Source organism: Olleya sp. AS48, from assembly GCF_038900355.1.
Lineage (GTDB): Bacteria > Bacteroidota > Bacteroidia > Flavobacteriales > Flavobacteriaceae > Olleya.
The window spans coordinates 80352-103319 of record NZ_JBBMRD010000004.1; the positions used below are offsets into that span (position 1 = coordinate 80352).

Consider the following 22968-nt stretch of genomic DNA (forward strand, 5'->3'; position numbering starts at 1 on the left):
ATTAATTAATGGATTAAGATAATAATTATTAATTTGATGGTTAAATTATTAAAACTTTAACAATAAATCATTTTTAACTATTTGTTTTTCGATTAAAAACAACGTATTAAAAAACATTCGCTTTTATGTGTGGTTTAACCCGCAATCATTTGAAAGAAATTAATTACTTTTACCCTATATGAGCGAGATTTTACTTAAAACAGAAGGTCTAACAATTGACGTAAAAAATGGATCTGACTACAAGACCATTATTAATAACATTTCATACCATATTAATACTAACGAAATTGTTGGTGTTGTAGGAGAATCTGGTTCTGGTAAATCCGTATCATCTTTAGCTATTTTAGGGTTGTTATCTAAGGCTATTTTTAAAATAACTTCAGGAAGTATAATTTTTGAAAATAAAGACTTAACAACTTTAAGTAATAAAAATCTGCAAACCATAAGAGGCGCCAAAATTGGAATGATTTTTCAGGAACCAATGAGCTCTTTAAATCCATCTATGACATGTGGTAAGCAAGTTGAAGAGATCTTACATCAACACACATCTTTAACTAAAAAACAAATTAAAGCAGAAACACTAGTATTACTCGAAAAAGTAAAACTTCCAAATCCTGAACGCGTTTATCAAGCTTATCCTCACGAAATTTCTGGTGGACAAAAACAACGCGTCATGATTGCTATGGCAATTGCATGTAAACCTCAACTTCTTATTGCTGATGAGCCAACCACTGCTTTAGATGTAACGGTTCAAAAAGAAATAATTAGTCTATTAAAAGAGCTACAAACCGAAACTAAAATGAGTATTATTTTTATTACTCACGATTTAAGTTTAATATCAGAAATTGCAGACCGAGTGCTTGTTATGTATAAAGGTCAAATTGTAGAGCAAAATACTGCTAACACAATTTTTAATAAGCCAAAAGACAATTATACTAAAGCGCTTATTAAATCTAGACCATCATTAGATGTTAGACTTAAAACACTACCAACAATAGCTGATGTATTAAAAAATGAAGTTTCGGAAGTAGTCGTGACTAGTGCTATGCGTCAAATTCAGCATAAAAAAATATATGCTAAATTACCATTATTAGAAGTTAAAAATCTTGAAAAAGAATATATTTCTAAATCAGTTTTTTTTGCTAAAGCAGAAACATTTAAAGCAGTTAATAATGTTAGTTTTAATTTGTACGAAGGTGAAACTTTAGGACTAGTAGGGGAATCCGGCTGTGGTAAATCTACCTTAGGAAACGCCATCCTACTATTAGATAAAGCCACTAAAGGTCAAATTTTATATAAAGGCAAAGACATTACCAATTTAACTAAAGCTGAAACAATAGCTATTAGAAAAGATATTCAAATCATTTTTCAAGATCCTTACGCCTCACTAAACCCAAGGTTAACTATTGGTAATGCAATCATGGAACCTATGAAGGTGCATAATTTATACGCTAATGATACTGAAAGAAAAGCAAAAACTTTAGAGATATTAAATCGTGTTGGACTGGATGACACTGCCTATAATAGATATCCACATGAGTTTTCTGGAGGACAAAGACAACGTATAGGAATAGCGCGTACTATTGCATTACAGCCTAAATTAATTGTTTGTGACGAGTCTGTGTCTGCTTTGGACATATCTGTACAAGCACAAGTTTTAAATTTATTAAATGAACTAAAAGAAAAGTTTGGTTTTACCTACATTTTTATTTCTCACGATTTAGCTGTAGTAAAATACATGAGTGATCAACTTTTAGTAATGAATAAGGGTAAAATAGAAGAATTAGCTGATGCTGATATAATATACAACACACCTCAAAAAGCCTACACAAAAAAGCTAATTGCTGCCATCCCAAAGGGACTATAGCATAAATACTTTTTTTGTTAAATAGAAAACGCTGCTAATAAAATTAACAGCATTTTTAAATCCTTTTCTTAAATTCTTAAAAAACATAGTAGGTCAAGTTTTTGATAAATTTGAAACAAAAAAGTATTAAAAATAGATTAAGTCATGGTAGACTTGGTTTATTTCTAATGGTTAGGTTTGGGATTGTAAACATACAACCTCTTTTGATAATAATCAGACAAAAAGCATAATTATTCGATAAAATACACTTAATTTTAACATTTAGTGTATTATTAAACCTTTTTTACTTTGTTTTTTTAGCTGGCTTAGTAGTCAAAACACCTCTAGTAGGATAGTAACTTCTACCGTAATTAGAACGTCTATCCTCACCTAATCTAGCTGCCACTTGGTTAGTCATTTTAATTACAAAAACCTCCTCAGCATTTGGAAACGACAAATCGCGTCCATCTGCATCTATTTTTTGACCTTTAGACGTATGGTTTCTCTTTCTAGCCAGATAATCTTCTGTATCATATAACTCATTATAACAATGAATTAATTCATGAGATAATAAGGATACAGGAGAATTGTATCCTTTATTGCGTTTAAACCATCTTTTTTTATGATTTTTCCTAAAAATAACACCATGTGTATCGTAAAACATAATGGTGTTATATTTAGGGCTGTAAGCATTTTTTTGACCTGAAACAATTGTTATATTATTATCGACGTCTTGAATTAACACGTCAATGACATCAACATTATATGTTTGATTGTCCTCTTTAAAAGTTATGGTAAGCGCACTACTTTTTACTAAAAAATCCAAAGCAATGGTCACATTTTTTAAAAACCGATCTTCAATTATATCATGATTTCTATCTAATACATAATGATAGTCTATAAACTGATTACTTAAGGTCTTAATACGCATTATAATATATCCATTTCTGGGATATCTCCTTCAATAATCAAATGACCTTCAGTAGCTTTTTGAATTTGATCTACAGTAACTCCTGGTGCACGTTCTAATAGTTTAAAACCGCTATCTGTAACTTCAATAACAGCTAAGTTGGTAACAATTTTTTTAACACAACCAACACCTGTTAAAGGAAGACTGCACTTTTTAAGTAGCTTAGATTCGCCTGCTCTGTTGGTATGCATCATTGCCACAATAATATTTTCTGCACTAGCTACAAGATCCATAGCTCCTCCCATACCTTTAACCATTTTACCAGGTATTTTCCAATTGGCAATATCACCATCTTCCGACACTTCCATAGCTCCTAAAATAGTTAAATCAACATGTTGTCCTCTAATCATAGAGAAGCTCATCGCTGAATCAAAAAAGCTAGCTCCTGGTAAAGTTGTAATGGTTTGTTTTCCTGCATTAATAATGTCTGCATCTTCTTCTCCATCAAAAGGAAAAGGTCCCATACCTAAAACTCCATTTTCTGATTGAAATTCAACTTCTATATCCTCACGCACATAATTGGCAACTAAGGTTGGAATACCAATTCCTAAATTAACATAGTAGCCATCTTGCACTTCTTTAGCTATTCGCTTTGCTATTCCTGTTTTATCTAACATAATGTATGTCTTTTAACTTCTTTGTCTAACTGTTCTTTGCTCAATTCTTTTCTCATATTTTTCACCCTGAAAAATACGTTGTACAAATATACCTGGAATGTGTATTTGATTAGGGTCTAACTCACCAACCGGAACCAACTCTTCAACCTCAGCAACGGTAATTTTAGCTGCTCCAGCCATGCACGGATTAAAGTTTCTAGCTGTACCTTTAAAAATTAAATTTCCGGCTGCATCACCTTTCCATGCTTTTACAAAAGCAAAGTCTGCTTTAAAAGCGTGCTCTAGCACATACATTTTACCATCAAACTCTCTAGTTTCTTTTCCTATGGCTACTTCTGTACCAAAACCTGCTGGTGTAAAAATAGCTGGAAATCCTGCTTGAGCAGCACGACAACGTTCGGCTAAAGTCCCTTGTGGAATAAGCTCTACATCTAATTCGCCAGACAACATTTGTCTTTCAAACTCATCATTTTCTCCTACGTAAGAGGATACCATTTTTTTTATTTGCTTTTTTTGAAGTAGCAAACCTAAACCAAAGTCGTCAACACCTGCATTATTTGAAATACAAGTTACACCTTTAACATTACGCTTTACCAGCTCTGCTATCGCATTTTCCGGAATACCGCTAAGACCAAAACCACCTAACATAAAGGTCATATTATCTTGTACGCCTTCTAACGCATCTGAAACTGAATTAACTGTTTTTAGAATCATTATTTTCTAATTTTTTGTGGTTTAAATTTAATAAATAAAAAAGCCATTCTGAAGAGAATGGCTTTTAATTTTAAAGATATATTATAAGTTACATTTCTAACTCATCTGGGACTTCGTCATCTAATAAATCTAATCCTTGTGAATCTCCTCCATCTGGAACATATCCTTCACAATCTACTGCGATAGATAATTCTGAAGGACGTGTAAAACTACCTTGAGAGACGTCTAGAGTTTCATCTTCGTAACAACTTTTCATGTACATTCCCCAAATTGGTAATGCCATAGCTGCTCCTTGACCGTAAGTAATACTTTTAAAATGAACAGCTCTATCTTCTGCTCCAACCCAGACACCTGTTACCAAATTTGGTACCATTCCCATAAACCAACCATCTGACTGGTTTTGCGTAGTACCTGTTTTACCTGCTATTGGGTTTTTAAACTCATAAGGATAACCTGTAATAATTTCTGGATACACACCAGTTTTAGGCATCCATGTTCTACGTAGTCTTGATCCTGATCCCGATTGCGTAACACCTTCCATTAACTTAACGGTTACATATGCTGTTTCCTCACTTAAAACATCTTTAGTTTCGGGTACAAATTGATATAAAACTGTATCATTTTTATCAACTATTGTCGTTACCATAACCGGTTTTGTGTAAACCCCTTGGTTAGCAAAAGCGGAATATGCACCTACCATTTCATACACACTAATGTCAGGTGTACCTAATGCAATAGATGGCACTAATGGTATATCTGATGTTATTCCTAAATTTTTAGCTAATTCGGCAACTGGTTGTGGACCAACCTTATCCATTAACCTTGCTGTAATTGTATTTACAGATTTTGCTAAAGCCTCCTTTAATGTTAGGTCTCCACTATAATTATTATCATCATTTTTAGGAGCCCAAGGCTCTGGATTACCATATTTATTAGCCTCAATAGTTAAAGGCGCTAATGGTAATTTGTCACATGGCGACATATGCAATTGATTTACTGCTGTTGCATAAACAAAAGGCTTAAATGTAGAACCTACTTGACGTTTACCCTGTTTTACGTGATCGTATTGAAAATGTCTATAATTCATACCACCAACCCATGCTTTAACATGACCAGTTTGTGGATCCATACTCATCATTCCTGGGTGCAGGAAAGACTTGTAATAACGCATAGAGTCAATAGGCTTCATTATGGTATCAAATTCTCCTGGACTACCATCTTTTTCCCATTTAAAAAGGGTCATTTGAGCTGGCTTATAAAAAGACGCTCTAATTTCTTTATCATTTTTACCAGCATTTTTTAAGATTCTCCAACGCTCACCACGTTTCATTGCTGTATTTAATAACTTATCAACTTCATCTGAAGATAAATCTAAAAAAGGAGCAGTTTTATTTCGCTCTGGTGTATTTTGATTAAAAAACTCTGCCTGAAGTCTTGGCATATGTCTAGCAACAGCTAACTCAGCATATTTTTGCATACGTGAGTCTATGGTTGTATAGATTTTTAAACCATCATTATACAAACTATACTTAGAGCCATCTGCTTTTCTGTTTTTTGGATCTGCGATCCATTCTTTCATAAATTCTGTTAGATAACCTCTAAAATAAGTTGCAGATCCTGAACTATGACTATCAGGTGTATAATTTATACCTAAATCTGTTTTTTGAAGCGAATCTTTTTCAACATCTGTGATATAACCATATTTAGCCATTTGATCAAACACCGTATTTCTACGTTGTTTGGTCCTAATTGCACGTTGTCCCTTATCTTTAAGTGGATTAAAAAGTGATGGATTTTTAAGCATCCCAACAATCATTGCTGACTCTTTAAGTGTTAACTCTTTAGGCTCTTTACCTCCAAAATAAATCCTTGAAGCTGAACGAATCCCATCTGCATTATTGTCAAAATCTACAATATTAAGGTATTGCGCTACAATTTCTTCTTTGGTATATTGACGCTCTAATCTTATAGCTATAATCCATTCTTTAAATTTTTGAAGGACTCTTTTTACTTTATTGCTAGAGGCTCTTTTTGTAAATAGTTGCTTAGCCAATTGTTGCGTAATTGTACTTGCTCCTCCACTTCCAGGCTTTAAAACTGCACGTAAAGTACCACGTCCATCAATACCAGAATGCTCCATGTACCTTACATCTTCTGTTGCAATTAATGCTTGTACTAAATGCTCTGGTAACTCGTCAAAACTAACTGGTGTTCTATTATCACGAAAATAAAAATTACCTAATGTTTTTCCGTCAGATGAAATAATTTCTGTAGCTAAGTTTGTTTTTGGATTTTCTAATTGTGTGTGATCTGGCATTTCGCCTAACACTCCCCAAGATGCTAGTAGAAACAATAACACTACTGATAATAAACCTCCTAAAAACAGCATCCAAAACCATCTAATATACTTATCAAAGTTTGTTGCTTCTGCTTTTTTTGTTTTTGCCATATCTATCTGACTTGATTATTCTGTTTTTTCTATTCTAAATCCTACGTCTGTAATACCTTCTAGATTAACGATACCATTAACTTGACCACTACCTCTCATAGCTTGTTGCACATTAACGTTATATGTACCACTTTCATTAAAAATAACACCTTTTTTGTACCACAATTTATTTTCTTTTACGGATGATAACCCTTCACCTAACCACTCACCATTTTTTTTAGTCATATCGTACTCTAAAGTATCTGTTAAAGTTTTTCCGTGAGGAAAATTCATTTCGACGATTAAATACAAATTACTAAATTTATAATCATTTGTATTTCTAACGTTAACAAATAAATTATAAGGATTGATAGAGTCTGGCGCGTTTATTTTAAAATTAACTACATCTTTTTTGTTCCAAGATGTTGAAACACTTTGATACTGATCAAACACCGCTTTATCATCGCATGACGTTAGCAGTACTAGCAATAAGACAACTAGAATTTTACTTATTTTCATTAGTTGAATTGTTATTGTTTTCAGGTCTTTTTTTGTTTGGCTTACGTTTTGGCCTAGGTTTAGGTTTTGGCTTAGCACTATTTGCCTGACTTTTATTTGGTTGGTTTTTATTTGGTTGCGCTTTGCTATTAGCCTGATTTTTATTATTTGTATTAACCCTTTTGTTAGGTTTAGCTTTTTTGTTATCAGTAGTTTTAACCTCAGCTTTGTTATGAACAGGCTTTTTGTTTCTACTTCTATTGTTTTTACGTTTTTTATTGCTTTTTGGACTATCAAAACGTGTTAAACTATCTTGACCTACAACGTTTTCAAACTCTGTTTTAGTATCTACAAGCAGTTCTACAGCGTATTCTTCAAGGCTTGCTACCTTTTCTCTTTTTTTATTTATTGCAATAATTTCTCTAGCTTGATCTGTAGTAATTAAGTGCCAATTCATCCATTCTCCTTCATAGGCATACCACATATGTCCTTTAAAAATATCTGTTTTTTGACACACAGCAGTTCCTTTTTCTGTGTATAATTTAGTGTCTGGTTTTGGAAATGCTTTTAAGGCGTCTAAGTACGAATCCAACTCGTAATTTAAACAACACTTAAGCTTACCGCATTGACCTGCTAATTTTTGAGGGTTTAGTGATAATTGTTGGTAACGTGCAGCACTTGTGCTTACAGACCTAAAATCTGTTAACCAAGTAGAACAACATAACTCACGACCACAAGATCCAATACCACCAAGTCTAGAGGCTTCCTGACGGAAACCGACTTGTTTCATTTCGATACGTATTCTAAACTCTCTGGCATATATTTTAATAAGCTCTCTAAAATCTACGCGCTCTTCAGCTGTGTAATAAAATGTAGCTTTACTACTATCACCTTGAAACTCGATATCAGAGATTTTCATGGATAGTTTTAAATCGATAGCAAATTGACGTGCTTTAACCTTCATAGGTTCTTCTTTATCACGTGCTTCGCTCCAGATATCTATATCTTTTTGAGAGGCTTTACGGTATATTTTTAATACATCGTTTTTAGTATCTATTTTTTTACGTTTGATTTGTACGCGAACTAATTCTCCCGTAAGGGTAACCATACCAATATCATGACCAGATTGTGCTTGAGTAGCAACAATGTCTCCAATACTTAGTGTTAAATTTTCTGAATTATGATAATAATGTTTACGTCCGTTTTTAAATCTAACTTCAACCCAATCAAACGGTTTCTCGCCATTTGGGACAGACATATTTGCTAACCAATCAAACACGGTTAATTTATTGCAACTATCTGTACCACATGTTCCGTTATTTTTGCAACCTTTTGGTTGTCCGTCTTTTCCTGTAGCGCAACTTTGACAAGCCATACTATTTATATGTATATATTGAATCTTAAGGTGTTAACCCAAAGATGAAGATTAATAATTAGTTGTTTCCGCGAAAGCGCATACCAACTCCTGTTAATGTGTAAAGATAAGATTATTTAGGTGACTTTAAAATATAAAAAAAGCGCAGTAAAATTTACCACGCTTTTTGCAATATTAAAATAGTGTTTTTTACTTTTTAAAAGTTTCAAATATATTACGTAAATCTTTTTTATATGGTAAATGATCTGCACGACCTTTTTTAAAGATATCGTTACTATTACCTTGTCCTTTTCTTAGTGCTTTTTGCTCTTCAAATGGTAACGCATGTATTTCTTTACAAGCTGTAGAACAGCAATTATCCATTTCGGTCTTACAATCTTCGCATTGTATAAAAAGTAGGTGACAGGCATCATTAGCACAATTTACATGTGTATCACATGAGGTACCACATTGGTGGCATTTTGCGATAACGTCATCACTAATTTTTTCTGAGCGTCGCTCGTCAAATACAAAGTTTTTTCCTATAAACTTATTATCTATACCTTCTTCATTAACCTGTCTGGTGTATTCAATAATACCACCTTCTAGCTGATAGACATTTTTAAATCCTTTATGTTTGTAGTAAGCACTTGCTTTTTCGCAACGGATGCCTCCTGTACAATACATTAGTAGGTTTTTTTCTTCTTTATGCTCGCGTAAATCTGCTTCGATTATATCCAAAGATTCTCTAAAAGTATCTACATCTGGAGTTACTGCACCATCAAAATGCCCAATTTCACTTTCATAATGGTTACGCATATCTACACATACTGTGTTTGGATTTGCTAACATGTCGTTAAACTCTTTAGCGGATAAGTGTACACCTTTATTGGTAACATCAAAAGTAGCGTCGTTTAATCCGTCTGCTACTATCTTATCTCGCACTTTAACTTTTAGCTTTAAAAAAGACATGTTGTCCTGTTCTACAGCTATATTTAATCTAACATCTTTTAAAAAATCGATGCTATCCAAATGGTTTTTAAAGGCGTCAAATTGATCTGCTGGTAATGATAGTTGTGCATTAATCCCTTCGGTAGCGACATAAATACGACCTAGGACGTCTAAACTATCCCATTTAATAAATAATTGGTCTCTTAATTGTTGTGGATTGCTAATTTGAGCATACTGATAAAAAGATAACGTTAGACGGTCTTTTCCAGCTTTTTCTATAAGTTCTGCTCTTTCAATAGCGCTTAATTTGTTGTACAGTTGCATGCTATACTTAGTTTTAAGTGTTAATAAAAAGTTTTTGCAAAGGTATTATTTAAAATGAATTAGCCAATTTACATCCAAAAAAAAGTCCCTTGCGCTTTGCAAAGGACTTTTAATAGACTAACTCGTTAATAATTTTTTAATATTAATTAAAAAATGTTACGAGTTAACCTCCATCGGCTTTACAGTTACTATTAAGTAAAACAGCAACTGAAACGCCTAATGTTTTTGTAAATACTAGTCTTTTTAAATATCTCATGCCTCTAATTATTAAAGGATTAACATTTTAAAAGCGGATTAAATTTTCTTTTTCATAGCATATTTTTTCCACTTCAATAAGTAGATGCAAAAACTTTAAAAAGGTTGCGTCATAAAATTAAAATTCGTTAAAAAAAGTAGTATTTTAGCATAGAATTTTTAATAAACTATTGACGATGAGTAAAGAAAACGAAGCAAAACTAAAAGCACTACAACTAACTTTAGACAAGTTAGATAAGGCTTACGGTAAAGGAACAGTAATGAAAATGAGTGATGCTGCAGTAGTGGATGTGGAAGCTATCCCTACAGGATCTTTAGGTTTAGATATTGCTTTAGGCGTTGGTGGCTACCCTAGAGGAAGAGTCATTGAAATATATGGACCAGAATCTTCTGGTAAAACTACTTTAACATTACACGCTATAGCAGAAGCGCAAAAAGCTGGTGGTATTGCTGCTTTTATTGATGCAGAACATGCTTTTGATAGATTTTATGCACAAAAATTAGGCGTAGATATTGACAACTTAATTATATCTCAGCCTGATAATGGTGAGCAAGCTTTAGAGATTGCTGACAATTTAATTAGATCTGGAGCAATTGATATAGTAGTAATTGACTCGGTTGCAGCTTTAACACCTAAAAGCGAAATTGAAGGTGAAATGGGAGACTCTAAAATGGGACTTCATGCAAGATTAATGTCTCAAGCACTTAGAAAATTAACTGCATCTATTAGTAAAACTAATTGTACTGTTATTTTTATTAACCAATTACGTGAAAAAATTGGTGTTATGTTTGGTAACCCAGAAACAACAACTGGTGGTAATGCTTTAAAGTTTTACGCTTCTGTTAGGTTGGATATTAGACGATCTACACAAATAAAAGATAGCAATGGAGAAGTACTTGGTAATAAAACCAGAGTTAAAGTGGTTAAAAACAAAGTAGCTCCACCTTTTAGAATGGCTGAATTTGACATCATGTATGGTGAAGGCGTAAGTAAAGTTGGAGAAATATTAGATGTAGCAGTTGAAAAAGAAATTGTCAAGAAAAGCGGTTCGTGGTTTAGCTATGAAGACACTAAACTTGGTCAAGGTCGAGATGCTGTTAAACTAATAATTAAAGATAATCCAGAATTATTTGAAGAGTTAGAACAGAAAATTAAACAAGCTATTAAAGACAGTCTTTAAAACAAAAAATCCCGATAAATCGGGATTTTTTTATTTTAAGACGCAACCTTTTAACTTATTAAGCATCTACACTTTAAACAACGTTAGTTTACACAAAACAATGAAGCCATTTTTTATTTGTTTAATAGCTCTTTTTGCTTTTTCTTGTAGTATTGAAGAAGAAGATAATACAAATAGCTACATAGCAGTTTTGCCTATTGCAAGCGTCTCTATGCCTCAATACTTTGAATACGGCGAAACTTATCAAATAGAAATAACTTACTTAGCTCCTACCACATGTCATTATTTTAATGATATTTATTATGACCTAGAAGGAAACACAAGTCATGTTGCTATTTTAAATACAGTAGTAGATAACGGAAATTGCGAAACAACAAATCTAGAAGCCCAAACGTCTTTTAACTTTGAAGCAAATACTACTGGATTACATATCTTTAAATTCTGGCAAGGCGAAGATGAAGATGGACAAGATATGTACCTATTAATGGAAGTTACTGTTGAGTAAATAATTATTAACTAACACCTTGTTTAAATTTGAGTTTAGAACAACTCATACATAAATGTAAGTCTAATGATACTAAAGCGCAAAGCGAATTATACCAGCTTTTTTCAAGCAAATTATTCTCTGTTAGCTTAAAGTATTCAAGCTCTTATGTGCAAGCTGAAGACAATTTACAAGATGCATTTATAACCATTTTTGCAAAAATAAAACAGTATAAAAACAAAGGTAGTTTTGAAGGTTGGTTAAAAAGAATAACCATTAATACCATAATGCAACGCTACAGAAGTCAAAAAGTTTTTGAAATAATTAATGAAGAAGCTATAGTTGACGAAAGCATTGACATAGATGACGAGGATGTTGGGATAGATTTTTTGTTGCAATGTATACAAGAGTTACCAGATAGGTATCGCTTGGTTTTTAATTTATATGTTTTAGACGGTTATTCGCATAAAGAAATTGCAGAAATGCTTGCAATAACAACAGGAACAACAAAATCAAATTTAGCTAGAGCTAGACAATTATTAAAAGAAAAAATAGTAGCCTATAAAACGGGACAAAAATCCCAATTGTTATAATGAGTAGTAAAAAGAATATAGATCGCCTATTTCAGGAAAAATTCAAGGATTTTGAAGCTAAACCCGACCCAAAGGTTTGGCAGAATATACATTCAAAATTAAAAGAAGAAGAGGAAGATAACAAGCCTATTGCTATCCTTCCGTTGTGGTTAAAATTAAGTGGTATTGCAGCCACATTTGTCTTACTGTTAGTTTTAGGAAACACCATTTTTAGTAGTCCTTCTGCTGTAAATACACCAACAACAGTAGATAATCCAAGTCCAAATAACAACACCATAAAAAACAGCCCAACTTTAAATGAAAAGCAAAAGCTGCAACAAAATAATTCCAATATTAATGAAGCAACTACTGATGCATCAGAAACTATAAACAAAGAGAACAACACCATAGTTACTAATAACCAAGACCCTAAAAACACGATAACTAAAGGTAATAGCAAAAAAGACAACAAAGCTAATTTAATCCAACAGCAATCAGCTTCAAATTATACCAAGTCTTCTATTGCTACTAACACTATTCAGAACAACAATAAGGTATCAAAAGGTAATTATACTCTTCAAAAAAATAAATTCTCAGTTTCTTCAAACAAAACAACAACAGATAATCAAACTAAACTATTACAAAAATCTGTAGTTAAAAACCAGGTGAATCCTAAAAAACAACCTACTAATATTACAAACAAAGACAATATAACTAAAGCTATAACACAAGAAAACATAGCAAAAAGCACTATTGTAAAGGATACTATACAACAGCAAAAACCATCTATTGAAGATGCAATTGCAAATAATAAAGCTATTAAAGACCTTATTGAAAAAGAAGAAGAAGAAGAAGAAGAGGCTAATAACAGGTGGAATGTTTATGCTAACATTGCGCCTGTTTATTACAATGCATTTGGAGAAGGATCACATATAGATGAACAGTTTAATAAAAACAACAAATCAGGAGAGGTTAATACAAGTTATGGCGTTAAAGTAGGTTATACTTTAAATGATAAATTAACTATTAGATCTGGTATTAATAAGTTAAATTTAAGCTACGACACAGACGACGTTATTGTATATCAAAACGTTAGTACTAATCCTAGTCCTAAAGAAATTAGAAACATAGATTTTAATCCAGAAAACAACCAATCAATCAATATTATAAGTAGTAATAGCTTGCTATTGGGTAATAACAACTCCAGTTTAATCAAAAATGTTGGGCTTAGTCAGAGAATATCTTATTACGAAGTCCCTGTAGAAATTGAATATGCTGTAGTTAATAATCAATTTAGCTTGAACCTAATTGGAGGTCTAAGTACTTTTGTTTTAGATGATAATAAACTAGTTTCAGAATTTGATGGTTTTAAAATGGAGATTGGTAGTGCTAATAATATTAACAACTTAAGTTTTAGTGCCAATTTTGGTGTGGGTTTAAATTATAAATTTTCAGAATCTGTCATTTTTAATTTTGAACCAACCTTTAAATATCAATTAAATGCATTTTCCAACACCTCTGGAAACTTCAATCCTTATATTATAGGAGTTTACACAGGGTTTAGTTATAGATTTTAAGTATTGATTTAGTTTTTAAGTGTCCCTTTAAGTAGGGAATTAATACTGTAAGAGCTGCTCTGTGCCAAGAGCAGCTTTTTTTTTATGCGTTATAAATCTCTAATTGCTTTAAAATAATCTCTCTAGATTTTTTATTTAAAGATTTAGTATCCTCTATAGTTAAATCATTTGTGGGTATAAAATGGTGCACTTTAGCTCTTAATACTCCTGGTCCACCACTAAAAAAAGTATAAGAAAAACGTTTTTTATTATCTGCAAAAGTTATTGGCACAATAGGCGTTTTATGGTTTATCGCTAAACGGAAAGCACCATCTTTAAACTGGTCTAATATTATATGTTCTTCTGGGACTAACCCTTCAGGAAAAATACAAATGCTTAACCCTTGTTTAAGTCGTCTTTGCGCTCTTAAAAAAACGGCTTGCCTACTCTTAACGCTATTTCTATCCACTAATATGCATGTTCTTTTATAGAAAAATCCAAACAATGGTATTTTAGCCAACTCAGCTTTTCCAACAAAAACAAAAGGATTCTTAACAGTAACCAACATTAACATAATATCTAGCATAGAGGTGTGATTACCTATAAACATGTAGCTTTTGCTACGTTCCGGTTTTTGCAAATACTCTGTTTTAGTTGGCAATCCCATACCTATTAAAATAAATCTAGCCCAAATACGAGCTAATTTGAAAAAATAAGGATACCAAGATTCTTTTAAAATAGAAACAATCAATAACGGAAATAGGATTATAATTGGCACTGCTACTAATATGTAGAACCAAATACGATATAATACCCAAAAAATATACTTAAATACTATCATTTGCTGTCAAAACTAACTAAATTAATTGAGGTATTCTACTAAAAAAAGTACCTTTGCTATTCAGAATTAAATTTAATCATGGCAAGAATACTTACAGGAATTCAAAGTACAGGAACACCACATTTAGGTAATATACTAGGTGCAATTTTACCTGCTATAAAATTATCAGAAAACAGTGATAACGAATCATATTTGTTTATAGCAAATTTGCACACCTTAACACAAATTAAAAATGCAGAAGAATTAAGACACAATACCTACTCTGTTGCTGCAACCTGGTTAGCTTTTGGATTAGACATAGAAAAAACAGTGTTTTACAGACAAAGTGATATCCCTCAAGTTACAGAACTTGCTTGGTATTTAAACTGTTTTTTTCCATTCAATAGATTGCAATTAGCACATGGTTTTAAAGATAAAGCAGACCGTTTAGAAGACGTAAACTCTGGTTTATTTATGTACCCAATGCTTATGGCTGCAGATATTTTATTGTATGATGCAGAAGTTATCCCTGTCGGTAAAGACCAACTTCAACATATCGAATTTACAAGAGATGTAGCCTCTCGTTTTCATGCAAAAATGGGCGAAGCTTTTGTTTTACCAGAAGAAAAACTGCAAGAAAACACTATGCTTATTCCTGGTACAGATGGCGAAAAAATGAGTAAAAGTAGAGACAATTACATTAACATCTTTTTACCAGAAAAGCAACTTCGTAAAAAAATAATGAGTATTGAAACGGATAGCACACCATTAGAAGACCCTAAAGATTGGTCAACTTGCAACTGTTTTGCTTTATATAAATTATTAGCCTCAGAGAGCGAAGTTGAAACCATGAAAGCTAATTACGAAAACGGTAATTATGGTTATGGTCATGCTAAACAAGCATTATATGAGTTAATGTTAACTACTTTTAAATTGGAACGTGAACGTTACAACCATTATATGGCTAACTTACATGAAGTAGATGCTGCTTTAGAAAAAGGAGCTGAAAAAGCTAGAAAAATTGCTAATGATGTATTAGCAAGAGTTAGAGCAAAAGTTGGGTATTAATATAATATTTAAATAACTTCAAATAATTTTCCAGGAAGTGGTCTTACCACACCTTTTAATTCCATATTAAGTAATATGCCAGCTAGCTTATAGGTTGGCATATTACATTTAATAGCAATACTATCTAACAAAGCCTTATTATTTTCTTTTAGGTAATTATAAACAATCTTTTCGTCAGGATCTAACTCAATAAACAACTGCTTTTGTACAGGAGGTTTTTGTAAGTTATCTAATTGCCAGTTTAAAATATAAGGCACATCTAAAGGCGTAGATAGCAAATGTGCCTTTTGTTGTTTAATTAGATTATTACAACCAATACTTTGACTATCTGTGACACGTCCAGGGACTGCAAACACATCTCTGTTATATGAGTTTGCAATATCTGCTGTTACCAGACTACCGCCTTTTTCTGCAGATTCAATTACTATAGTCGCTTGACTAATGCCTGCAATAATGCGGTTTCTTTTTAAAAAATTGTTACGATCAAAAGTATCGCTACTCCAAAAATCAGTAAAAAAGCCTCCATTATTTTCAACTTCTGCAACGTACTTTTTATGCACTTTAGGGTAAATTTGGTTTAAGCCATGTGCTAAACAACCTATAGTTTGTAATTTATTTTTAATGGCAGCTTTGTGTGCTGTAATATCTGTACCATAAGCAAATCCCGAAATTATAATTGGTTTATATATGGCTAACTCTTCAATTAATTTTTCACAAAATGCAATACCTGATGTTGTGATTTTTCTGGCTCCAACAATACTAATAATATGTTTATTATTAAGGTTAATGTTTCCGCTTTCAAACAAAACTATAGGACTATCAATGCAATGTTTTAGGTTTGATGGATACGTTGAGTCAGTAAAAACGTGATGTTTTAGGTTTTCGTCTTTAATAAATTTTAGTTCTTTATCTGCTTCTTCAAAATGACTAGATTGATATAATTCACTTAAAATAATTTCACCTATACCATCAATTTTTAAAAGGTTTTGTTTCTTTTCTTTAAACACAGCTTCTGCACTTCCGCAATGGTTAATTAGCTTTTTTGCGGTAGTATCTCCTATTTTAGAGACGTGTTGTAAGGCTAAAATATAGCGTAATTGGTCGTCATTCATTTTTTATTGCACTGATTTTGAAACTACAAGAAAAGAAATTTAAGTCTGTTAATAACTAATACGCACTAAATTTTCTTGGTTTTTAAAATTTTCTAACTTTGTTACTATGCAATTAGAACATTACATAAGCGATTTATTATACAGATATGATTGTGTTACGGTTCCAGAATTTGGATCGTTTTTAACACAACGTAAATCTGCGCAAGTACACGATAGTACCAATGCCTTTTATCCTCCTAAAAAGCAATTGTCTTTTAACGAGCAAATACAAAATAACGACGGTTTATTGGTACGTTATATAGCAGATATTGAAAAAATACCTTTTGAAACTGCTGCACAAAACCTATCTAAACGCGTTAAGTCTTTAAAGTCTTACTTAGTTGAAGGTGAAACGTTAAGTTTTGAAAACATTGGTGAGTTAATTTTAAATAATGAAGGTAAAATAGAATTTAATCCATCTTACCATTTAAATTATTTAACTGATGCTTTTGGTTTATCACAATTTGTATCTCCTGCAGTAACTAGAGTTGTTTACAAAGAAGAAGCCGAAACCATTGAGCGTGTTATCCCAATTGCGGTAACACCAGAAAAACGTCAAAGCAAATCATACCTTAAGTATGCTGCTATTGCAGTTGTTGCTTTAGGCTTAGCTGGTTTTGGTTTTAATAACTACGTTAATACAGTAGCGCAACACAATCAAATTGCACAAGAAGAGGCAAACACACAATTAGATAGTCAAATACAAGAAGCTACTTTTGTAATTAGCAACCCATTACCTGCTATTACTTTAAATGTAAATAAGCAAACAGGAAATTATCATATTGTTGCTGGTGCTTTTAGAGTCGAAGAAAACTCTGATAAAAAAGTTGCAGAATTACAAGAACAAGGTTTTAAAGCGCGTAAAGTTGGTGTAAACCAATATGGTCTACATCAAGTAGCTTATGCAAGTTATACGTCCAGAGAAGAGGCTAATAACGCTTTAAACAGTATAAGAACAGAACAGAATAAAGACGCTTGGTTATTAATTAAGTCTTTGGACTAAAACTAAGCCATTAAGTATACCAAAAACCTCGTAAGTGTAAATTTACGAGGTTTTTTAATTCTTAATTTATTCTAAAATGCACTAACTAAATCTTAAAATCAGTTTACCTTTGCGCCTGAAAAGAAAAAATTATGATGAACGCAAGAACAGCTGAACACTCTAGAACCGTAATGACAGATTTAGTTTTACCAAGTGAAACTAATCCTTTAAACAACCTTTTTGGTGGCGAATTACTAGCTAGAATGGATCGTGCAGCAAGTATAAGCGCAAGACGACACTCAAGACGTATTGTTGTAACAGCATCTGTAAATCACGTAGCCTTTAACAAAGCAGTCCCTTTAGGAAGTGTAGTTACAGTTGAAGCTAAAGTATCTAGAGCCTTTAAAACCTCAATGGAAATATTTATTGATGTTTGGGTAGAAGACAGAGAGTCTGGAAACCGATCTAAAGCTAACGAAGCTATTTATACTTTTGTTGCAGTGGATGAAACTGGAACACCAGTTGCAATACCAGAATTAATCCCAGAAACTGACTTAGAAAAAGAACGTTTTGCTGCTGCCTTAAGACGTAAACAATTAAGTCTACTACTAGCAGGAAAAATAAAACCTAACGATGCTACAGAGCTTAAAGCTTTGTTTGAATAACATTAAACAAAAAAACCAATGCAAAGCATTGGTTTTTTTTGTTTTTACACGTTTTACATCTTATAAATCCATTCTGCTGGATCCACTGAAGCATCATTTTTATACAAACTAAACCATAAAAGTGTTTCGCCTTCGCTATTAGTAAATACCTCTCCTATTTCTTGTTTGGTTACTATTTTATCTCCTGTTTTAACCGATATTTTCTTTAAATTATGGTAAGCAGATATGTAATTACCATGCTTTATTAAAACCGTAGGATTACCTCTTTTTTGAATTATAATTTTTAAAACCTCTCCTTTAAAAACAGATCTAACAATAGCATTTTGCTCTGTAGCAATACGTACACCACTACTGTTTATAGTTAGTGAAGCATCTGTCGGATGACGTTGCACACCATATTTAACTTTAACCAAACCTTTTTCTACAGGCCAAACTAATTTACCCTTGTTACTTAAAAAATCTGCTGCTAATAGTTTTGCTTCAGGAGTTAATGCAAACGTACTAGACGCTTTAGTTGTTGTGGTTTTTGTGCCAGCTTTTTTGTTAGAATTTGCAATAGCCTCTTTAATAATACGATCAATTTCGCGATCAACCTCTCTGGCTTCTTGTTGCTTTTCTTTAATCTGAGCAGCATACTTATTTAAATCTTTTTTAATAGAAGCCATGATGGTTTCATGCTGCTTCATGTCTACCTCCAAAGCTTTTTGCACCTCTCTGTTTTCTGCAATCAACTTGTCTTTAGCTGCTTTTTGCTTACCAAGTTCAAGGTTTAAATTTTGAAGTTTTAATGCTTTTTCTTTAATGTTTTCTCCTTGTTGCTTTTGATATTTAGAGTACTGATTCATGTACTGTAAACGCTTGTAAGCTTGTCTAAAATTGTTGGAAGACAATAAAAACATAACACGACTTTGGCTGCTTTTATTTTTATATGTATTCAATATTGTTTTAGCGTAATTGTCCTTTAAAATAACCAACTCATCACGTAATCCAGATATTTTTTTTTGGTTTACAGCAATTTCTCTGTTAATCAAATTAGCTTGTTGGTTGGTAACCTTAATCAAGTTACGTCTAACGCTTAATTTGTAATTTAAATCTTCAATTAGTGTTGTTTGGCTTTTTTGCTTGGACTGGTTTTGAAACAGTAAAGCATTGATTTGCTTTATTTGGTTTTTAATTTCAATACGTTTAGCCTCTAATTGATCAATTTTATTTTTTTGCGCTAAAGCGGAAGTTGTGCCTAATATTGCAAAAAAAGAAACTAGTAATAGTAATTGACGATACTTCATAAATTACAACTCTATTTTTTTATAGCCAGAAGGTATTGTAAAAGGAAAACGTACGTCTTCATTTAATTTTACAGACTTAAGCTCTAGATTAATCTCTAATTGCTCTTCATCTTCTATTGCTAGTATTTTGGTTAGTTCAGGTAAGGTTTTGTCGTCTATTTTTTGATAAGCTAAATAATCAATATGTAATATGCGCTTATCATTAGGTTGAGAGATTTCTTGAGCGTCCATTTTAAAATGCGACGGGTTTACAAATAAAAACAACTCAAATAGTTCGCGTTGTTTTTTAGGTTGTAAAATATAAGATTTGTCATTAGCCGACAGGTTATATTTATCATCGTTTAAGTCAAAAAGCGATTGACCTAATAGCATATTTTGCACCTTATTAAAATCCAAATCTGTACCTAATAGGTTACTTAAATACGTAAAATCGCCATCAAAATAAGTATTATCCCATTTGTTATAAAAGGCAACTCTTACTGGCGTAATAAGTACTTTAGCAATCCCTAAATAACTCATCCAGATGGTTTTATCTTTTTCCATTCTAAAGCTTAAAGACACACCTTTTGATTTTTGATTTTGTGTGTAATCTACTTTTAGCTTTCCTGTTAAAGACGTAAAATCTATATTAGCTTTTGTACTATTTTTAATAAGTTGTTTGACTGATAGTTTAGTATCTACCGTTCCTTTAGTCACTAGAGTTTTAGACCCTTTACAGCCAGATACTACCATAGTGATTAATAGTATTACAAAAGATATGCGTGTTTTAAATGCCATTAGTTTAAACCTTCTAGTTTTTTTGCTTTATCTGTAAACGTTTTTGCTTTAGAAAAATTGTTAGTAGCAGTATAAGCTTTGGCTAACTGCTTGTAAAAATCAATCTCCATTTTTGGGTCTTCAATTATATAATCCACACCTACTTCCAAGCTATTTATTGCGTCTTTAGGACGATTTAAATAATTTAAAGCGACACCATTTGCTAAATATAAAACGGGTTGTGATGGAAAAACCTCTAAACCTTCTTCACTTTTTTGATGTGCTTGATCAAACTGTGATAAGTCTATGTGAAGTAAAATAATGTTTCGTAAAATACCAAAGTTTTCTTCTTCTTTTTGTAACGCTTGCTCGTAAAAATTTAATGCTTTTTGCTTTTCGCCTTTTACTAAATAATACTGTGCCAGCTCTACTAAAGTTTTTCCGCTAGATTCTATTTTAGTAAGCATGGACGTGACCTCTACCAAATCTTGCTCGTATTGCTGATTTATGCTGACAAATTTTACAAAATCTGCCAATACCTTAATTTTGGATTCTGGGTTAATTTGTGAGCTTTGCAAAGTGACTTTCATGGATTGAATAGCCTTTTCATTTTCTCCAGCTTCTAAATAAAACTTATACAAAGCTAAATGTACTAGCTCTGATTTAGGGTTAACTTCCAATAATTTTTTTGCGGTTTCAAATGCTTTTTTGGTGTCTCCACTTTCGCTGTAACGATAAATTAATCTTAAATAGGTGTCTTCAGAGTCTGGGTTTTTATCTACTCGTTCTTCTAGGTTTTCAATTTGATCTTTTTTACGACCTGTTGCGTTATAAATCCTGTTACGTAACAAGTCACGATCCTTATTAATACCAAGCTCTTCATCTAATTCATCTAAAATTTTAAGTGCCTCTTTAAAATCTCCAGTTTGCATATATATATTAGCCAAATCTTCTTTATAATCTGGATGATACTTGACTAATTGCCTAACTGTTTTTATGGCTTTTTTATATTCTTTTTGATGAATATAAGTACTATACAATTCGTCTAAAAACCACTCGTTATCAGGAATTTTGTTGACAGCTGTTTTTAGCGCATCCTCTGCTGCACCAAAATTTTTAAGTTGGTTATAGTTTTTACCTAATTCAAAATATAAAATAGCTTCAGAATCATCAATTTCTATGCACTTTAATAAGTTATCTATAGCACGTTGGTAGTTCTCTATTCCTTTTTGTTTTAGGGCTTCAAAAAAGTACTCTTGGTAAGCGTCTGAAACATCTCCTAAATCATCATCAGGTTTTTTGTCAAAATCAATTTGCGCAGTATTAACCTGCGGAAATAGAAATATCCCTAATATGATAAGTAGTATGTAACCTTGTTTTTTCATTAATTTGAAGCTTCGCTTTGCTTTAAAATTTATTCTAATACAGAATAATCTCCTATACTAATTTTGGTGAATTTTCCATCAAACTTAACATGGTTACCAATCATAGCTTCGTCTAAATTAGCATTTTTAATAGACGTATGGTTTTGTATTAGACTATTTTTAACGGTTGAGTCTTCAATAACACAGTTGTTTCCAACCGAAACGTATGGTCCGATTGTTGTGTTTTTAAGCACTACATTCTCGCCAATGTAACACGGTTCAATAATGGTTGCATTTTCGGTTTTAACCGTGTCTGACACTAACTGTTCTTCTCCATCTGCTTTTAAAAAGCCTAACATGCGTTGATTAGTTTCTAAGGTAATGGCTTTATTTCCGCAGTCCATCCACTCGCTAACAACACCTGTTTTAAATACTTTGCCTTCAGACATCATCCCTTTAATACCATCATTAATTTGGTATTCTCCACCATGTATAATATTGTTGTCTAAAACAGTTTGAAGTTGCTTTTTAAGTTGGCTTACTTCTTTAAAATAATAGATACCAATAACAGCTAAATCGCTAACAAACTGTTCTGGTTTTTCAACAAGCTCAATAATTTCGTTGTTATCGTTTAGCTTAACAACACCATAAGCTTCCGGTTGATCTACTTGCTTAGCCCAAATTACAGCGTCTGCTTCTGGATCCAAATTAAAATCTGCCCTAATTAACGTGTCTGCATATGCAATTACCGCTGGACCAGATAATGAGTCCTTAGCACACATTATAGCGTGACCTGTCCCTAAAGGTTGGTCTTGTCTATAAATAGATGCTTTAGCACCTAAGCTTTTTGCTAAATCCTTTAGGCTAGATACCACGTCGTCACCAAACCAAGCTGGATCGCCTAAAACAAAAGCAATCTCTGTAATAGGTTGATTTAAAACTTTAGCAATATCCTTAACCAATCTATGGACTATTGGTTGTCCTGCTACTGGAATTAAAGGTTTTGGTACTGTTAAACTGTGTGGTCTTAGACGAGAACCTCGTCCTGCCATAGGAACTATTATTTTCATGTTATTAAATGCCTACCTAAGCAGGAATCTTGTTATAGTTAAACTAATATTTTATT

The 22968-nt window shown here is 32.3% G+C and carries 21 protein-coding genes; 8 read left to right on the forward strand and 13 right to left on the reverse strand.

Annotated features, from left to right (window positions below):
• Nucleotides 1-178 precede the first annotated feature (178 nt).
• Complete coding sequence (locus WNY60_RS06565; protein ID WP_342861906.1) at nt 179-1867, forward strand: ABC transporter ATP-binding protein; 1689 nt, start codon at nt 179-181, stop codon at nt 1865-1867.
• 283 nt (nt 1868-2150) lie between these two features.
• Here WNY60_RS06565 and WNY60_RS06570 read toward each other — a convergent pair whose 3' ends face one another.
• The 7 genes from WNY60_RS06570 to WNY60_RS06600 all read right to left on the reverse strand — a co-directional run bounded on the left by WNY60_RS06570 (nt 2151) and on the right by WNY60_RS06600 (nt 9702).
• Nucleotides 2151-2777 (reverse strand): hypothetical protein, encoded by a 627-nt coding sequence (locus WNY60_RS06570; RefSeq protein WP_342861907.1) that lies wholly within the window; start codon nt 2775-2777, stop codon nt 2151-2153.
• Entirely contained in the window at nt 2777-3433 is a 657-nt protein-coding gene (locus WNY60_RS06575; protein ID WP_145004731.1) for a CoA transferase subunit B, read from the reverse strand. Before WNY60_RS06575 ends, WNY60_RS06570 begins: the two co-directional genes overlap by 1 nt.
• Nucleotides 3434-3445: 12 nt before the next feature.
• Nucleotides 3446-4147, reverse strand: a complete 702-nt coding sequence (locus tag WNY60_RS06580; protein ID WP_145004736.1) for a CoA transferase subunit A — start codon at nt 4145-4147, stop codon at nt 3446-3448.
• 88 nt (nt 4148-4235) lie between these two features.
• Nucleotides 4236-6596 carry a transglycosylase domain-containing protein gene (locus tag WNY60_RS06585; RefSeq protein WP_145004739.1) on the reverse strand — a complete coding sequence of 787 codons (2361 nt, stop codon included), beginning with the start codon at nt 6594-6596 and terminating at the stop codon, nt 4236-4238.
• Nucleotides 6597-6611: 15 nt separating this feature from the next.
• Nucleotides 6612-7094: a gliding motility lipoprotein GldH gene (locus WNY60_RS06590; protein WP_342861908.1), complete on the reverse strand. Its 483-nt coding sequence runs from the start codon at nt 7092-7094 to the stop codon at nt 6612-6614.
• Complete coding sequence (gene ricT, locus WNY60_RS06595; protein WP_342861909.1) at nt 7081-8448, reverse strand: regulatory iron-sulfur-containing complex subunit RicT; 1368 nt, start codon at nt 8446-8448, stop codon at nt 7081-7083. Before ricT ends, WNY60_RS06590 begins: the two co-directional genes overlap by 14 nt.
• A gap of 189 nt (nt 8449-8637) precedes the next feature.
• On the reverse strand, nt 8638-9702 hold the full coding sequence (locus WNY60_RS06600) for a rhodanese-related sulfurtransferase (protein ID WP_339807571.1): 1065 nt from the start codon (nt 9700-9702) through the stop codon (nt 8638-8640).
• Between the two features lie 431 nt (nt 9703-10133).
• Between WNY60_RS06600 and recA the strand changes: the two genes are divergently transcribed.
• The 4 genes from recA to WNY60_RS06620 all read left to right on the forward strand — a co-directional run bounded on the left by recA (nt 10134) and on the right by WNY60_RS06620 (nt 13771).
• Nucleotides 10134-11138 carry a recombinase RecA gene (gene recA, locus WNY60_RS06605; protein ID WP_145004751.1) on the forward strand — a complete coding sequence of 335 codons (1005 nt, stop codon included), beginning with the start codon at nt 10134-10136 and terminating at the stop codon, nt 11136-11138.
• A gap of 100 nt (nt 11139-11238) precedes the next feature.
• Nucleotides 11239-11643 (forward strand): hypothetical protein, encoded by a 405-nt coding sequence (locus WNY60_RS06610; protein ID WP_145004754.1) that lies wholly within the window; start codon nt 11239-11241, stop codon nt 11641-11643.
• A gap of 29 nt (nt 11644-11672) precedes the next feature.
• Entirely contained in the window at nt 11673-12215 is a 543-nt protein-coding gene (locus WNY60_RS06615) for a sigma-70 family RNA polymerase sigma factor (protein ID WP_145004756.1), read from the forward strand.
• A complete protein-coding gene (locus tag WNY60_RS06620; RefSeq protein WP_342861910.1) occupies nt 12215-13771 on the forward strand; it encodes a hypothetical protein in 1557 nt (518 codons plus the stop codon). Before WNY60_RS06615 ends, WNY60_RS06620 begins: the two co-directional genes overlap by 1 nt.
• Nucleotides 13772-13853: 82 nt before the next feature.
• Here the strand turns inward: WNY60_RS06620 and WNY60_RS06625 are convergent, their stop codons facing one another.
• The gene (locus WNY60_RS06625; protein ID WP_339807568.1) at nt 13854-14591 is read right to left on the reverse strand and encodes a lysophospholipid acyltransferase family protein; all 738 of its coding nucleotides are present in this window, start codon (nt 14589-14591) and stop codon (nt 13854-13856) included.
• Nucleotides 14592-14669: 78 nt separating this feature from the next.
• On the opposite strand from WNY60_RS06625, the gene trpS reads away from it, so the two are divergent.
• Entirely contained in the window at nt 14670-15638 is a 969-nt protein-coding gene (gene trpS, locus WNY60_RS06630; protein WP_342861911.1) for a tryptophan--tRNA ligase, read from the forward strand.
• Nucleotides 15639-15646: 8 nt separating this feature from the next.
• Here the strand turns inward: trpS and dprA are convergent, their stop codons facing one another.
• A complete protein-coding gene (gene dprA, locus WNY60_RS06635; protein ID WP_145004768.1) occupies nt 15647-16750 on the reverse strand; it encodes a DNA-processing protein DprA in 1104 nt (367 codons plus the stop codon).
• A 106-nt stretch (nt 16751-16856) separates the two neighbouring features.
• Here dprA and WNY60_RS06640 point away from each other — a divergent pair, with 106 nt between their 5' ends.
• Both WNY60_RS06640 and WNY60_RS06645 read left to right on the forward strand, forming a co-directional pair.
• On the forward strand, nt 16857-17792 hold the full coding sequence (locus tag WNY60_RS06640; protein WP_342861912.1) for an SPOR domain-containing protein: 936 nt from the start codon (nt 16857-16859) through the stop codon (nt 17790-17792).
• Between the two features lie 134 nt (nt 17793-17926).
• Nucleotides 17927-18436, forward strand: coding sequence for an acyl-CoA thioesterase (locus tag WNY60_RS06645; RefSeq protein ID WP_028282450.1), 510 nt, complete (start codon nt 17927-17929; stop codon nt 18434-18436).
• Nucleotides 18437-18489: 53 nt separating this feature from the next.
• Here WNY60_RS06645 and WNY60_RS06650 read toward each other — a convergent pair whose 3' ends face one another.
• The 4 genes from WNY60_RS06650 to WNY60_RS06665 are packed head-to-tail and all read right to left on the reverse strand — an operon-like array spanning nt 18490 to nt 22912.
• Complete coding sequence (locus WNY60_RS06650) at nt 18490-19722, reverse strand: peptidoglycan DD-metalloendopeptidase family protein (RefSeq protein ID WP_145004774.1); 1233 nt, start codon at nt 19720-19722, stop codon at nt 18490-18492.
• 3 nt (nt 19723-19725) lie between these two features.
• On the reverse strand, nt 19726-20499 hold the full coding sequence (locus tag WNY60_RS06655; RefSeq protein WP_342861913.1) for a DUF4292 domain-containing protein: 774 nt from the start codon (nt 20497-20499) through the stop codon (nt 19726-19728).
• Nucleotides 20499-21863, reverse strand: coding sequence for a tetratricopeptide repeat protein (locus WNY60_RS06660; RefSeq protein WP_145004780.1), 1365 nt, complete (start codon nt 21861-21863; stop codon nt 20499-20501). The genes WNY60_RS06655 and WNY60_RS06660 overlap by 1 nt, the downstream gene beginning before the upstream one ends.
• Before the next feature lie 29 nt (nt 21864-21892).
• Complete coding sequence (locus WNY60_RS06665) at nt 21893-22912, reverse strand: sugar phosphate nucleotidyltransferase (RefSeq protein ID WP_342861914.1); 1020 nt, start codon at nt 22910-22912, stop codon at nt 21893-21895.
• Nucleotides 22913-22968 lie beyond the last annotated feature (56 nt).

Bases quoted from the DNA above. Each gene is read 5' to 3' on its own strand.
- WNY60_RS06565 (WP_342861906.1), top strand. From the start codon at position 179: ATGAGCGAGATTTTACTTAAAACAGAAGGTCTAACAATTGACGTAAAA.
- WNY60_RS06570 (WP_342861907.1), bottom strand. From the start codon at position 2,777: ATGCGTATTAAGACCTTAAGTAATCAGTTTATAGACTATCATTATGTA.
- WNY60_RS06575 (WP_145004731.1), bottom strand. From the start codon at position 3,433: ATGTTAGATAAAACAGGAATAGCAAAGCGAATAGCTAAAGAAGTGCAA.
- WNY60_RS06580 (WP_145004736.1), bottom strand. From the start codon at position 4,147: ATGATTCTAAAAACAGTTAATTCAGTTTCAGATGCGTTAGAAGGCGTA.
- WNY60_RS06585 (WP_145004739.1), bottom strand. From the start codon at position 6,596: ATGGCAAAAACAAAAAAAGCAGAAGCAACAAACTTTGATAAGTATATT.
- WNY60_RS06590 (WP_342861908.1), bottom strand. From the start codon at position 7,094: ATGAAAATAAGTAAAATTCTAGTTGTCTTATTGCTAGTACTGCTAACG.
- ricT (WP_342861909.1), bottom strand. From the start codon at position 8,448: ATGGCTTGTCAAAGTTGCGCTACAGGAAAAGACGGACAACCAAAAGGT.
- WNY60_RS06600 (WP_339807571.1), bottom strand. From the start codon at position 9,702: ATGCAACTGTACAACAAATTAAGCGCTATTGAAAGAGCAGAACTTATA.
- recA (WP_145004751.1), top strand. From the start codon at position 10,134: ATGAGTAAAGAAAACGAAGCAAAACTAAAAGCACTACAACTAACTTTA.
- WNY60_RS06610 (WP_145004754.1), top strand. From the start codon at position 11,239: ATGAAGCCATTTTTTATTTGTTTAATAGCTCTTTTTGCTTTTTCTTGT.
- WNY60_RS06620 (WP_342861910.1), top strand. From the start codon at position 12,215: ATGAGTAGTAAAAAGAATATAGATCGCCTATTTCAGGAAAAATTCAAG.
- WNY60_RS06625 (WP_339807568.1), bottom strand. From the start codon at position 14,591: ATGATAGTATTTAAGTATATTTTTTGGGTATTATATCGTATTTGGTTC.
- trpS (WP_342861911.1), top strand. From the start codon at position 14,670: ATGGCAAGAATACTTACAGGAATTCAAAGTACAGGAACACCACATTTA.
- dprA (WP_145004768.1), bottom strand. From the start codon at position 16,750: ATGAATGACGACCAATTACGCTATATTTTAGCCTTACAACACGTCTCT.
- WNY60_RS06640 (WP_342861912.1), top strand. From the start codon at position 16,857: ATGCAATTAGAACATTACATAAGCGATTTATTATACAGATATGATTGT.
- WNY60_RS06645 (WP_028282450.1), top strand. From the start codon at position 17,927: ATGAACGCAAGAACAGCTGAACACTCTAGAACCGTAATGACAGATTTA.
- WNY60_RS06650 (WP_145004774.1), bottom strand. From the start codon at position 19,722: ATGAAGTATCGTCAATTACTATTACTAGTTTCTTTTTTTGCAATATTA.
- WNY60_RS06655 (WP_342861913.1), bottom strand. From the start codon at position 20,499: ATGGCATTTAAAACACGCATATCTTTTGTAATACTATTAATCACTATG.
- WNY60_RS06660 (WP_145004780.1), bottom strand. From the start codon at position 21,863: ATGAAAAAACAAGGTTACATACTACTTATCATATTAGGGATATTTCTA.
- WNY60_RS06665 (WP_342861914.1), bottom strand. From the start codon at position 22,912: ATGAAAATAATAGTTCCTATGGCAGGACGAGGTTCTCGTCTAAGACCA.